9 protein-coding genes are annotated in these 14,152 nt (G+C 59.1%); 4 read left to right on the plus strand and 5 right to left on the minus strand.

Translation table 11 applies throughout. From position 1 onward, the window contains the following. Positions 1–108: 108 nt before the first annotated feature. Both ACYZTL_RS04065 and ACYZTL_RS04070 read right to left on the minus strand, forming a co-directional pair. Positions 109–2,319 (minus strand): autotransporter outer membrane beta-barrel domain-containing protein, encoded by a 2,211-nt coding sequence (locus tag ACYZTL_RS04065; protein ID WP_461950692.1) that lies wholly within the window; start codon positions 2,317–2,319, stop codon positions 109–111. Positions 2,320–2,547: 228 nt separating this feature from the next. Beyond that, positions 2,548–4,587, minus strand: coding sequence for a hypothetical protein (locus ACYZTL_RS04070; protein ID WP_461950693.1), 2,040 nt, complete (start codon positions 4,585–4,587; stop codon positions 2,548–2,550). 715 nt (positions 4,588–5,302) lie between these two features. Here ACYZTL_RS04070 and ACYZTL_RS04075 point away from each other — a divergent pair. Then, positions 5,303–5,662: a DUF6124 family protein gene (locus tag ACYZTL_RS04075; RefSeq protein ID WP_461950694.1), complete on the plus strand. Its 360-nt coding sequence runs from the start codon at positions 5,303–5,305 to the stop codon at positions 5,660–5,662. A gap of 213 nt (positions 5,663–5,875) precedes the next feature. Here ACYZTL_RS04075 and ACYZTL_RS04080 read toward each other — a convergent pair whose 3' ends face one another. The 3 genes from ACYZTL_RS04080 to ACYZTL_RS04090 form a co-directional block, all read right to left on the minus strand. Then, on the minus strand, positions 5,876–7,501 hold the full coding sequence (locus ACYZTL_RS04080; RefSeq protein WP_461950695.1) for a methyl-accepting chemotaxis protein: 1,626 nt from the start codon (positions 7,499–7,501) through the stop codon (positions 5,876–5,878). A gap of 328 nt (positions 7,502–7,829) precedes the next feature. Continuing rightward, the gene (locus ACYZTL_RS04085) at positions 7,830–8,972 is read right to left on the minus strand and encodes a glycerate kinase (protein ID WP_461950696.1); all 1,143 of its coding nucleotides are present in this window, start codon (positions 8,970–8,972) and stop codon (positions 7,830–7,832) included. Positions 8,973–9,194: 222 nt separating this feature from the next. After that, complete coding sequence (locus ACYZTL_RS04090; RefSeq protein WP_461950697.1) at positions 9,195–10,319, minus strand: sugar diacid recognition domain-containing protein; 1,125 nt, start codon at positions 10,317–10,319, stop codon at positions 9,195–9,197. 161 nt (positions 10,320–10,480) lie between these two features. Here ACYZTL_RS04090 and ACYZTL_RS04095 point away from each other — a divergent pair, with 161 nt between their 5' ends. From ACYZTL_RS04095 to rarD, 3 genes are all read left to right on the plus strand, one after another. Further along, positions 10,481–11,791, plus strand: coding sequence for an MFS transporter (locus tag ACYZTL_RS04095; RefSeq protein WP_461950698.1), 1,311 nt, complete (start codon positions 10,481–10,483; stop codon positions 11,789–11,791). 213 nt (positions 11,792–12,004) lie between these two features. Continuing rightward, positions 12,005–13,018, plus strand: coding sequence for an aldo/keto reductase (locus ACYZTL_RS04100; protein ID WP_461950699.1), 1,014 nt, complete (start codon positions 12,005–12,007; stop codon positions 13,016–13,018). A gap of 190 nt (positions 13,019–13,208) precedes the next feature. Then, positions 13,209–14,090 carry an EamA family transporter RarD gene (gene rarD / locus ACYZTL_RS04105; RefSeq protein WP_461950700.1) on the plus strand — a complete coding sequence of 294 codons (882 nt, stop codon included), beginning with the start codon at positions 13,209–13,211 and terminating at the stop codon, positions 14,088–14,090. Positions 14,091–14,152 lie beyond the last annotated feature (62 nt).

The following is a 14,152-nucleotide window of genomic DNA, read 5'->3' on the forward strand; positions in this document are numbered from 1 at the left end:
CACGAAGAAGTATCAGCCCTCACTCGGGGCCACCTTCCCCACGCTATAAAAGAACCTTGAACAGGTGATGCACCCACCGTCCCTGGCAGGCGTTATCAAGTCAGTTGATTAAAACTTCATTTGAAATCCGGCATTCACACCCCACGGCTGTTCGATCTTTTTGCCATTGCTGTAATCGAAATCCGCGTGCAGCGACACCTTATCGGTCAACGTCATCGCTACGCCCACACCCAATTCACCACGTGAGCCTGACAGGTCGTTAGTGAAGCGGTTGTCGTTCACTTCGACGTCGTTGCCCTTGGCGAATTCATGCACATAAGCGGCGCGCACATAGGGCTGCACCACTTTGCCCTCGCCCAAGGTGAAGTTGCGCCCCACCGTGGCACCCAACTCGCCCAGCAGCGAATGGCTGCGATCGCCGTCTGCGCTCAGGCCATTATCCAGGTCATAGCTCTGGCCCTGAAAAACCACACTCGCCAGTTTGGCGTAGGGTTCGACATAGTTGTCACCCATCTTGATATGACGGCCAAATTCCAGGGAGGCACCGACACCATTGGTGTCGTAATTGCCTTTGGTCTTCGTACCGTCGCTGAGTCGTACGTTGGACTCGTTCTGCAAGCGGTTGTACTTGAGCACGCCGTCGAAGTAGTAACCGCTCTGCTTGTCCAGCCAAGTGGTATAGGCACCCAGATAGTAGCTGTCGACTTCACCGGTCGTGCCACCGCTAATGTCCAGGTCGGACTCGCTGTAACCGCCTAGCACGCCGAACAGCCATTGCCCATCTCCCATCGGCAACGGCGCATCGGCACCGAACGACAGGCCTTGTTGGGTTTGCTGATAAGCCACGCCGGAGCTGGCGTCGACATTGAACTTGTTGCCATAGGTGCGAATCCAGCCACCGGCCTTGGTGTCGTCCCTGCGCACTTCGCCCATGCGGGTGCGCAAATTGCTCAGCTCGCCATACCAGACTGTCCGTGAGGCGTCGAACAGCGCCATTACGGATTGGGTGCCAGGGCTGATCACGCGTGAAGCGGTGTTCAAGTACCAGTCGTTATTGCCCTGTTTGATCAAGTCATAAGAATAGGCCCCCAGGTCTACAAGGCCGCCCTTCAAGGCAAAGGTCGCATCGCCGCTACCGATGTGCACAACCGGTACGGATCCCGCGCCTACCGGCTCGGTACCGCTGGCATCGAGCGCTACCAAATGGTTGCCTGTTGCCTCTCCGGCAACAGTGAGGGTGTCGACCTGGCCCGTGTTGAAGTCCTTGTGCATGTAGAACGTGCCGCCCGCACCGGACAACGTATCCAACGACAATTTGAAGAACTGCCCCGGATTGCCGAACTGGACGCCACCGCCATTCAGCGTCAGGTTTTTTACCTGACCATCACCCACCATCACCCAGCGCGCATCGTTATTGATCGTCAGGTTTTCAACGTTCTCCAGACGGCCGGTCAGCGTCGCGGATCGGTCGAGCAGGACGTCGGCGCTGCTACCGGCCTCGACCACGATATCGCCAACCAGATGGCTATTGGCGGCGGCGAAATTGGCCCCTGCACCATTCTTGACCTCCAGCAGGATTCCGTTGCCGCCCACCAATGTGGAGCCGTTGTTGACCTCGATGTTCACCCGCTCGGTGTTGGTCTGGGTCTGCCCATCAATGACGATTGCCGAGCCGCTCAACCCTTCGACACGGGAATTTTCGAGGATCAACGCGTTGTCGGCGGGCAGGTTCTGGTCGGCGAGTATGCTGATACCGTTTAGCCCGCCGGTCACCGTGCTGTCCGTGGCGGAAATCTGGCCGCCGAAGCTGCGGATACCCACACCGTTAGCGTTGCTCCCGGTTATTTTGGCACCCGCTTCGAGGATCAGTTGACTCTGGGCGCTGAGACTGGCACCCACGTTCCCACCGATGATTTCACTGTCGTTGACGGTCGCCTTCGAGCCGCCGCTGGGCGTGCTTGCCAGGCGTAATCCGGTGGTGGTACTGACGACTGTGCTCTTATTGGCAATCACCGCCTCGCTGGCGGACAGGTCCACGCCAATGGTCCCTGCCAGGGCAGTAACCTGAGTGTTGTTGAGTTGGAGACCGGAGCCGGTCTCGACGCGAATCTGTGAAGTTCTGGCGTCGTTGGCCGTCAGGTTGCCGCCGTTGCGCACCACATAATCGTCGCGTGGCGCGTTGGCACCGATGGTCAGCGGCGTGCCATCAACAATGGTCTGCGCCAGGCCTGTAGGGCTGATCAGCAGTAATGGCGTGAACGTAGCAAGTTTGATCAAGCGCACAAGGGGTGAAACTGCGAAGGTCGGACTGACAGACATGGAAGCTCCTGGGCAAACAGCAGAGTGTTCTTTGCAAACCGCCCCACCCGGCGTCATGCGACAGCGGAGTGGGACGTTAAAGGGCGGCAATCCTATTCACCCTCCTCCAAAAAATATGTAGGACTTATCCTGCTGCCTGTATGAATTCTCTCGGCACTTCTGTAGGCGCCGTGTTGGCGCCAGGTGGGAACACGGACGAAGCCGCCCGCGTCCAGCCCAATGAATCGTTCAGGGTCTTGGAATGGGACACTCGCCCGCCCCGTCATGGAATGCCGTAATCCGGGTATAGGGCTCCGACCCAATGTCTTCAGTGCCGTCATTGAAGAAGTACTGGATTCTCATCCGCCCCCTTCTGTTGGTTGCCCCGGTCTCGTCGTACAGCGGTTTGATGCACGTGTTGTAGGGAGTGACAAGAAACTCGAACCCGGTGATGGGTTTATCCGTGCCCAAGGTGTAAGTGGCTGTAAATATCGCAGGCGTGATTGGATCGTCCGCGCCACTCTCTCCTTTCATGGGTGTAAAGACGACGCGGATATCGTCTCCGTCCTTCAGCAGTGTGCTGAGATCGGGTATCTTCACCCGAAGGTCACCATTTGCCTCCAGCGAATTACAGTTCGGAAAGTTGCCCGTGACGGACGGGAAGTCCGCACGTGGGAGTTCAATGGTGATGGCATTGACGTCGACCTCGGTGATATCCGAATAGAGATCATTGTCCAGACCCGTAGCGGTGATCGAATACTGGACGGGGATTTTCGGACCATTCTTCCCGTCTTTGATGTATTTCCATGGGATCGTTACGGTCACTGGGTCCCCCGGCTTGTGCGCTGGGCCGGGTGCCGCCGTATCGTCGAACGCAAGCTCAGCCTCGACAACCTCCTGGCCATTCCACCAAAAGCTGACGACATGCCCGTTAACAGCCTTGTCGTACCAAGTGAACGTGAAGGTTGCATCCTGATCTTTGTCGGCACGGGTCAACTGATTGGTTCGGGTGGCATCGTGGTTCTTCACTTCGCCTATGAGCAAACTCGGATGCACCGGCGTCGGCCAATCCACTACGGGCGGCCAGGGCAGCCATGGAATGGCAACTTCGAAGTTAACGTTGATGGTCGTTTTCGCAGGGCCAAATGGCCGACCTTTGCGAAACAACCGGTAGCTGACATCCGTGGGTTTATTACCGGTGGTGGTTTCGCCGTACTCCAACAAAATCAATTGCGCAGGCGTTACCGGAATCTCAACTTGCGCATTACCATTGTCGGGAATGGGAAAATCTTTCACTACGACAGTGGTGCCCCACGTCAGCTCGGCGGTGTCACCCGGCTTAAAGGCTGCATGACGTGGAAACCAGACGCTGACCCCATCCCGGGCATGTTCTACCAGTAGCGGCCCGGGATCGGCTTGCGGCACGGTGGGTGGCGCCACAGGGGTAGGCAACGCTCCCCAGGTGAGGCTCACTTTCGTCCATAGAGAGGGCACACTGTCGTTTAGCGCCTGGTCTCTTATGACGTAAAGAAACAGCGCCTCTGCGTCGACGAAGTCACGGATTTTCTGCGCATCGATATCGATAACGGGGGGTGTGTTCGCAGGATCCGTCAGAGGGCCGTAGTGAAGAGGGGTAATGCCCGTCAGGTCGTCGGGAATTTTAGTGACATCGAACAGATAAATGGCGATCTGATCACCGTCCTTCCATTCATACTCGAGAGACGATGGCACGGTGAGTGCCAACTTGCCGCCAGCAGGCAGGCTGGTGTCGTCCAGCAAGGGATTAACCAGCGTCAGTGCCTCGGGTGGACTGCCCTCGTAGGGTATAACTCGATCACAAAGGAAGGATTCAACAGGGCTTTCGTCTTCTGAATCGTTGTAGTACGTGATCTCGTATTTCAGCTGGCAGGTCGCGTACTCCGGTAGATCGTTGATGGAGATGTCAATTGGATACGGGAACACCTCCAGGAAGTCATCTTCGCCAACGGGCCGGGTAAACGTATGGGAGGCGACCACCACAAACCCTTTTCCATCGCCACTGTCCAACAGCAGCTCAACGACATCCGAATGGTCTTCAGGCGGAGTATCGGTCCACCGAGGGATCTCCACCGTCAGTTTCTTGCTGTCCCGGAGCCTGGGACCATGCAGGATGGTTTTTCCGGTATCGACGAAGTCATCGTCATCGAACCCAATGGGTTTTTCTACAAGACTCGCACGATAGCCGCTGCGCATTCTCAGATAAGCGCGACTGGCCTTCGCTCGTTCACTTTTACTCTGAATATTTGCCATCTTCCTTCTCTCCTGTTACGCCCTTTGAGCCATGGGTGCTCCCATGACCGTACGTAGCTCAACAGCCTGGAGCTGGCGGGTACAAACCGACCCCATGTCGCAGGACTACCTGTCTTCGCGTGGATTAAGCGCCGACAATCAGAAAAGCGAAACTGTCAGAGTTGACAGGTGGGTTTTTATACAGGGCGACTGATGGGCGATGGAGTACGGTGCGGGGAGGCAGCAGGAATCATGGCTGTAGCTCGTACCCAGGCGAGAATCTGCCTGTCATGGAGCAGGAAGACGGCTGTTTAAAATGGTGTTTTTGTCGGCGACTTTTTCATCCCATGGGCACCAATGGGGGTGCGAACTCGCTGTTTAAACGCAGCCCGATAGCACGCGTTTAAAACTGCTACGGGATACTTGATGAAAGCTACAAGACCTTGCGTCGTTGCCTACGCTTACGCCAGAATCCGCCGGCTTGTGCGCCTTGAGGGCCGTCGGTAACTTGATTCGCGTCACTGCTCATCAGTGATCGGGTTTAGCAGCTCGGTGATTTTCTCGGCTTTTGCATGTTGTTGTCATGCAGGTATCTCATTGCCTGTACTTGATGGTAGCTGCACGTAGGGCGCCCTCGGGCGCGCCGGATTGCTGAGTCCCCGGTCTGCTAACCTGCGTGCAGCTGCCACCCTCTTCGTTTAGCAGCAGGAGGGTTGGCCCCATGAGGACTCAGCAAATGAAAAAGCCTTCACCCAATCCGCCGAACACCGACCCAACCTCCCCGCCCCAACCCGATCCAGACACCCCCAACGAGGCAGCCGAATCGCCTGTCCTGTTTCACATCCCGTCGATTGCCGACATCAAAGCCACCCCGCGCACCGTCAGCACACTGTTCGCCGTCGACCCCGAGGCCGCGACCGAAAACCTGATGGTTTACCTGGTCGAAACCCTGGCCTCGGTCGATGTGATGGTGCATCAGTTGGTGGATCATCTGGACAGTGAATCGCGCTATGCCCTGCTGGGCATTTCCAACAGCATCATGCTCGCGGAGATCACCGCGAACCGCGTGCTGGATCAAATCGATCCACCGGAGTAGCGCGGTCCGCCCTGATACTGTGGTGAGGGGATAACCTGTGGCGAGGGGATTTATCCCCGTTCGGTTGCGCAGCAGCCGCAGCTTTTTGGGGCCGCTTCGCGACCCAACGGGGATAAATCCCCTCGCCACAGATAAATCCCCTCACGTCAGTTCCTCCCCTGACCTCAGTTCATCCCTCGCCACACTCGCGCAATATCACGCCAAAGCCAGCGTTCAAATCACAAACCGCGCCACCAGCGCATTCAAATCCACTGCCAGGCGCGACAGTTCGTGCGTGGCGGCGCTGGTCTGGTTGGCACCGGCGGCGGACTGGGTGGCGAGGTCGCGGATGTTCACCAGGTTGCGGTCCACTTCGCGGGACACTTGTGCCTGTTCTTCCGACGCGCTGGCGATCACCAGGTTGCGTTCGTTGATCAGATGGATCGACTGGGTGATCTGCTCCAGCGCCACACCCGCCGCACGGGCCATTTCCAAAGTACTCTGGGTGCGCTGATTGCTTTGCTGCATCGACGACACCGCGTTGCCGGTGCCGTTCTGAATGCCGGCGACCATCTTCTCGATTTCCTGCGTCGATTGCGCCGTGCGATGCGCCAGCGCCCGAACCTCGTCCGCCACCACCGCAAAACCACGCCCGGCTTCACCGGCGCGTGCGGCTTCAATCGCCGCGTTCAACGCCAGCAGGTTGGTTTGTTCGGCGATGGCGCGGATCACGTCCAGCACCTTGCCGATATCCCGTCCCTGCGCCGCCAGACCTTCCATCATCAGTGAGGTGTTTTGCACGTCCTGGGTCATGGTCTGGATCGCGTCGACGGTTTCCACCACGCGATCGCGACCTTCGCGGGCGGCCTGGGTTGACTGGTTCGAGGCTTCGGACGTCGAGACCGCGTTACGCGCTACTTCTTCCACGGCCGCGGTCATTTCGTTGACGGCGGTGGCGGCCTGTTCGATTTCGTTGTTTTGCTGTTGCAGGCCGCGGGAGGCTTCCTGCGTGACGGTGCTGAGTTCTTCGGCGGCAGCGCCCAGTTGCGTGGCGGAGCCGGCGATCTGCTCGATGGTTTGGCGCAGGCTGTTCTGCATGCCGGACAACGCGCTGAGCAAGCGGGCCGGCTCATCCTTGCCGTCGACTTCGATGGCTTGGGTCAGGTTGCCGCCGGCGATGGTTTCGGCGGCCAGCAGTGCGCGGTTCAGCGGCGTGACGATGCTGCGGGTCAGCAGCCAGGCCAGCAGCACAGTCATCAACGCCGCGACCACCGCAACGATGATGATGCCGGTGATGGCGTTGTTGTATTGCTCGCCCGTCTCTGTCAGCGCGGTCTTCGCGTAACGTGTGTTGAGCGCCACCAGTTTATTCAGCTGCTCGCCCATCTGGTCGGTGCCGTCCTTGATCCGCGTATTGATCAGGCTGCGCATCTCATCAAGCTTGTTCTGCCGCGACAGCTCCATCATCTGGCTCTGCGCCTGCATGTAGTTTTCCAGGGTGACCGTGAACGTCTTGTATAACGCGATTTCTTCCGGCTGGGCGGGCAACGCGGCATAACTGGCCTGAGCACTGTGCAGCTTGTCGACGAGGACACCAATGCGGGTCTGGGCCTCTTGCAGCGCGGCCGGCTCACGGTTGACCAGCACCCGGAACGAGAGGATGCGCATGCGCAAGACGTTTTCGCTCATGTTGCCGAGGAAGCCGACGCTGGGCAGTTGCGTCGAGCCCATATCAACCGAGGCCTGACGGATGATCGACATGCGGTTCACGGCAAACACACCCAGCACGATGACCAGCAAGGCAATGAAGGCGAAACCCAGGAAAGCTCGAGGCGCGATGTTCAGATTACGCAATGACATAGGACGGTACTCGGTGATTGAGGCTTCGAGCATCCTTGCCGTGATCACTGGCGGGCGGGCGTTGAAGCGCACCGTTCAGTCTGGCGCCACTGTTGTAATAGGTTTGTGTGCGCCTGATATCTGTATCGGCAGGGGTTGAGGATTTATGCGGGGATTTGCGAAATATTTTTCAAGGGGTTGCGAGTGTTTCACGGCTGAAACACATGGCGACAGAGCATTTGTGGCGAGGGAGCTTGCTCCCGCTCGGGTGCGCAGCAGCCGCCGCTTTTGGGGCTGCTGCGCAGCCCGGCGGGAGCAAGCTCCCTCGCCACAATGAGTTGAGTTGGGGTCAGGGTTTGCGTGTTGCCATTCGCCAAACGCGCGCAATGTCGCTCGCCCGCTCACGCAACAACCGTGGTGCCTCGGCGCATGCCTGCTCCAGTGTCATCGGCCCGCTCGCCAGGGCAAACGCGGCATCAATGCCATGCTCGTACAGCGCCTGATAACCCTCGCCCAACGTGCCGGCGATGACGATGACCGGTACGCCGTGTTGCCGAGCGATGCGCGCGACGCCAAACGGTGTCTTGCCGCGCAAGGTCTGCGCATCGAAGCGGCCTTCGCCGGTGATCACCAGGTCAGCGCCCTTCACCGCCTCGGCCAGGCCAACCAGTTCGGCGACCACTTCAACCCCGGCCTTGAACTGCGCACCGAGAAACGCCTTGGCGGCAAACCCCAGACCGCCCGCCGCACCGCTGCCCGGTTCGTCACGTACGTCTTTGTTCAAAACCTGGGCGCAGCGTTCGGCGAAGTGTCCGAGGGCGCGGTCCAGTTGCTCGACCTGCTCCGGTGAGGCGCCTTTCTGCGGGCCGAAAATCGCAGAGGCACCATGGGGGCCGCACAGCGGATTATTGACGTCGGCGGCGATATCGAAGCGTACTTCGGCCAGACGCGGATCGAGGTCACTCAAATCGATGCGGGCCAGTTGCCCCAGCGCCAGTCCGCCCGGCGCCAGGGTTTCGCCTTGGGCATCCAGCAGCTTTACACCCAGCGCTTGCATCGCCCCCGCGCCGCCATCGTTGGTGGCGCTACCGCCAATCGCGAGGATCACCCGTTGCGCCCCGGCATCGAGTGCGGCGCGGATCAGCTCGCCGGTGCCGAACGTGCTGCTGACACAGGCATCACGCTGCCCCGGAGGAACCCGTTGCAGGCCACTGGCCTCGGCCATTTCGATGATTGCGGTCAGGCTCTGTGGCAGCCAGCCCCACGCGGCATCGACCGTTGTGCCTAGCGGTCCGCGAACATTGATTCGCCGCAGCTGACCTTCGCAGGCGGCCAGAATCGATTCGATCGTGCCTTCTCCACCATCGGCCATCGGGCATTTGATCAACTGCGCATCGGGCCAGACTTGCGCCAGCCCGAGGGCAATGGCATCGGCCACACCCTGGGCACTCAGGCTGTCCTTGAACGAATCGGGGGCGATGACGATCTTCATGCGAATTCTCCAGTTCCAATGCCCCCATGCTGCCAGCAGGTCCGAACAATAACGCCGGTCCAGTGCACAAGTGGCACGGAGGATTATTGTTCATTTCTACAAACCCATCTGTGCGCACCTTTCAATGCAGGAGCTGCCGCAGGCTGCGATTTTTTGATCTTGCTCTGATAAATCAAGATCAAAAGATCGCAGCCTGCGGCAGCTCCTACAGGGAGGGTGTACCTATTGTGGTTGCGCGTCGGTCTGCGGGAGCAGCTGGACGCCGAGGTAGAGGGCGAGCATGCCATCGAGGCGCAACGGGTCCACGCCGCTGAGCTCGGCAATCCGCTCCATCCGATAACGCAAACTGTTGCGATGAATCCCCAACGCATCGGCGCATGCCTGACTCTGGCCATCGTGATCGCACCAACTGCGCAAGGTCGCCAGCAACTGACCATTACCGTCCTTGGCGATGACTTTGCGCAATGGTTTGAGCAATTCGTCCAGCGCATCGTCGTTGCGGTGCCGCCAGAGCATCACCGGCAGGCGATAACGGCTCAGCGTCAGCAGGCGCGAATGAGGCAGGACATCACGCCCATAGGCCAGCAAATCGCCGACCCGCCGATAGCAACGCCGCAAGCCCGACAAGCCATCCGCCTGCCCGCCCACGGCAATGCGCAAGATATTCAAGCCAAGGCCGTCGAGCTTTTCCAGCAGCCGATCGTTCTCGATTGCCTGGTTGGCCGGTCGGCACCACAGCAACGACGACTTGGCCGAACTCACGCACCAACTGTCCGGGTAACGCGAGGTCAGCCAAGCGCTGAGCGCCTCGACGGTTTGCCCCGGCCCGTGTTCCATCCCCAGCTCGAACAGATACGGCACCCGTGTCATCTGCGGTTTGAGCCCCAGCTGCTGCGCTTCATCAATCAGCCGCGGCGAATCCCCCGCCTCGCTCAGCAACAGCGCCAGCAAGTCATCGCAACGTTGACGCCGCCATTGCTGCTCGGCTTGTTGGTTGCGCTGGCCCACCAGCATCTCGGCGGTCATGCGCACCAGTTCGGCATAGGTGCGTAATTGTTCCGGTTCGCCGGTGATGCCCAGCACACCAATCAAACGTTGATCGAGCAACAGAGGCAAGTTGATCCCCGGCTGCACGCCTTTGAGATGGATCGCCGTTTGCGCATCGATTTCCACCACGCGCCCGTTGGCCAGCACCAACTGTGCGCCTTCATGGCGGGTGTTGACCCGCTCCGGTTCACCGCTGCCGAGGATCAATCCCTGACTGTCCATGACGTTGACGTTGTACGGCAGGATCGCCATCGCCCGGTCGACGATGTCCTGCGCCAGGTCGTGATCGAGTTCGAACATGAGGATGATCCTTGAAAGGGTGATTGTTCAGCCGCACAGGGCTGGACGACAAACCCTGTGCTCAGGCACAAAGACAGCAGCCATCAGGGTGGCCGAGACTCTCAGGGCGATCAACGTTACCCGTTGCGTCGCAAAAAATCATAATAAAGAGAGAGCCCGCCATGTCACAGAGCGCCGCCGCTACCCAGGCCATCGTTGACGAAAAAAATGCCGTCTACAAACGCATTACTTTGCGTTTGATTCCCTTCATCTTCATCTGCTACCTGTTCAACTACCTCGACCGGGTGAACGTTGGATTTGCCAAGCTGCAGATGCTCGACGCACTGAAATTCAGCGAAACCGTGTACGGCCTCGGTGCCGGGATTTTCTTTATCGGCTACGTGCTGTGCGGTGTACCGAGCAACCTGGCGTTGACCAGATTCGGCCCGCGACGCTGGATCGCGCTGATGATGATCGTCTGGGGCACGCTGTCGACCTGCCTGCTGTTCGTCACCACCCCGACCGAGTTCTACACCCTGCGCCTGTTCACCGGCGCGGCCGAAGCCGGGTTCTTCCCGGGCGTGGTGCTGTACCTCTCGCAGTGGTTCCCGACCTTCCGCCGTGGCCGCATCATGGCGCTGTTCATGTCGGCGATTCCGGTGTCCGGCCTGCTCGGCAGCCCGTTTTCCGGCTGGATTCTCAACCACTTCGCCGCGGGTCAAGGCGGTTTGGCCGGCTGGCAGTGGATGTTTTTGCTGCAAGGCATTCCGACCGTGATCCTCGGTGCCCTAGCCTACTTCCTGCTCAGCGACAGTTACGCCAACGCCAAATGGCTCACGCCGTTCGAACGTTCGGTGCTTGAGGCCGACCACGCCGAAGACCTGGCCAACAAACCGAAAACCACTACCGACTCATTGCTGGCGGTGTTCAAGAACCCGGCGATCTGGGCGTTCGGCTTGATCTATTTCTGCATCCAGAGCGGTGTTTATGCGATCAACTTCTGGCTGCCGTCGATCATCAAGAACCTGGGCTTCAGCGATAACCTGGTGATCGGCTGGTTGAGCGCCATTCCGTACCTGCTGGCGGCGGTGTTCATGTTGATGGTCGGTCGCTCGGCGGACTTGCGCAAAGAACGTCGCTGGCATTTGGTAGTGCCAATGTTGATGGGCGCTGTCGGCCTGCTGATCGCCGTGAACTTCGCCGCCAGCCCGGCCATCGCCATCCTCGGCCTGACCATCGCCACCATGGGCGCCCTTACTGGTTTGCCGATGTTCTGGCCGGTGCCGACTGCGCTGCTGAGTGCCGGCGCTGCGGCGGGTGGTCTGGCGTTGATTAACTCCATGGGCCAGATGGCGGGGTTCCTCAGTCCGTATTTGGTGGGTTGGGTCAAGGACAGCACCGGTTCGACCGATGCGGCGTTGTACCTGCTGGCGGGCGTGATTGTTTGCGGGAGTCTGCTGGCGTTGCGCATGACACGCACGCTGCGCGTCTGATCAACGAAAATTCAATGTGGGAGCGGGCTTGCTCGCGAAAGCGGAGCGTCAGTCAACAGGTTTGTTGAATGTTGAACCGCCTTCGCGAGCAAGTCGAATCGTCGCACCGCCGCTCCCACATTTTTGATTCGGGGGGGGTCGTTATTTCACTTTGATCCGCGCGGTTGTTCTGGTATTTGATTGAGCCTTTCCCACCGGTAAAAGGATTTCCTCATGAGCTATCGCACGCTGGGTCATTCGGGTTTGCAGGTGTCCACCCTGACCCTGGGCACCATGATGTTCGGCGAACAGACCAGCACCGAAGATTCCCTGCGGATCATCGACAAGGCCTGGGACCAGGGCATCAATTTCATCGACACCGCCGACGTCTACACCGGCGGCCGCTCTGAAGAAATTGTCGGCGAAGCGATTGCCGGTAACCGCCACGAATGGGTGCTCGCCACCAAGGTCGGTTACGGTCCGGTGGACGGCGTGCCAAACCGCAGCGGCCTGAGCCGCAAGCATATTTTCAACGGTATCGACGCCAGCCTCACGCGCCTGGGTACCGACTACCTCGACATCTATTACCTGCACCGCGAAGACCACAACACGCCGCTGGACGTCTCGGTGTCGGCCATCGGCGACCTGATTCGCCAGGGCAAAATCCGCTATTGGGGTTTGTCGAACTACCGCGGCTGGCGCATCGCCGAGGTGATCCGCATCGCCGACAAAATGGGCGTCGACCGCCCCGTCATCAGCCAGCCGTTGTACAACATCGTCAACCGTCAGGCCGAAACCGAACAGATCACTGCCGCGCAAACCTATGGTCTGGGTGTGGTGCCTTACAGCCCGCTGGCGCGCGGGGTGCTCAGCGGCAAATACGCGCCGGATGTAAAACCGGACGCCAACAGTCGCGCCGGTCGCGCAGACAAACGCATTCTGGAAACGGAATGGCGGGTGGAATCCCTGCGCATCGCCCAGCAGATCCAGCAATACACGCAAAGTCGTGGCGTGGGCATTGTCGAGTTCGCGATTGCCTGGGTGCTGAACAACAGCGCCGTCACTTCTGCCATTGTCGGGCCACGTACCGAAGAACAATGGGACGCCTACACTAAGGCCCTGGCGGTGAAGATTACCGCTGAGGATGATGCGTTTATCGATTCGCTGGTGACGCCGGGGCATGCGTCGACGCCGGGGTTCAATGATGTGAGCCATTTCGTATCGGGCCGTAAACCTCACAGCAACTGAAGAAACACAAGACCTACTGTAGGAGCGAGCTTGCTCGCGATGGTGTATCAGCCACATCGGTGTCAACTGACACACCATCGCGAGCAAGCTCGCTCCTACAGTTGGTCGGTGTTGATCGGTTAGTCAATATTCGACCGTAAAACCACGTATCCTCCGCCCCCCGTTTCACCTTCCACTTCGCGAGGGCAGTTTGTCTAAAGGTATCGCTCTATCGGTTTCGGCCTCAGTGCTGTTTGCCGTCATGTATTACTACACCTCACTGCTCACCCCGTTGAGCGGTGTGGAAATTTTCGGTTGGCGAATGCTGCTGACGGTGCCGTGCATTACCGTGTTCATGCTGGTGTCCGGGGAATGGAAGCGCGTGATCGAGATTGTCCGGCGAGCCGCCGCCTGGCCGAAACTGATCCCTGGCCTGATCGCCTCTTCTGCCTTGGTCAGCGTGCAACTCTGGCTGTTCATGTGGGCGCCACTCAATGGCTACAGCCTCGATGTGTCGCTGGGTTATTTTCTGTTGCCGTTGACCATGGTCCTGACCGGGCGACTCGTCTACGGTGAGCGCCTTTCCTATCTGCAGAAGGTTGCCGTGTTTTTTGCCAGCCTCGGTGTGATCAACGAGGTGTATCAGGTCGGTGGTTTTTCCTGGGCGACCTTGCTGGTTTGCGTCGGCTATCCGACCTATTTCATCCTGCGCAAACGTCTGGCGACGGATAACCTGGGCGGCTTGTGGCTGGACATGGCATTGACGCTGCCCGTGGCCTTCTGGTTCGTTCAGACGGGCGAGCAAGGTTTCAACGTGTTTGATCAGCATCCATGGCTGTCGTTATTGATCCCGATCCTTGGCGTGATCAGCGCCTCGGCGCTGGTGATCTACATCATCGCCAGCCGGCTGTTGCCGTTCAGCCTGTTCGGGCTGTTGAGCTATGTCGAGCCGGTGCTGTTGCTGGGCGTCGCGTTGCTGCTCGGGGAAAGCATCAAGGCCGGTGAATGGCTGACCTACATTCCGATCTGGATGGCGGTGCTGGTGTTGATGTTCGAAGGGTTCAAGCATCTGGTACGGCATCGACGCCCTTAAAAGCAAAAGATCGCAGCCTTCGGCAGCTCCTACAGATGTACACCCTGTAGGAGCTGCCGAAG

This window comes from Pseudomonas sp. LB3P81 (assembly GCF_054897965.1).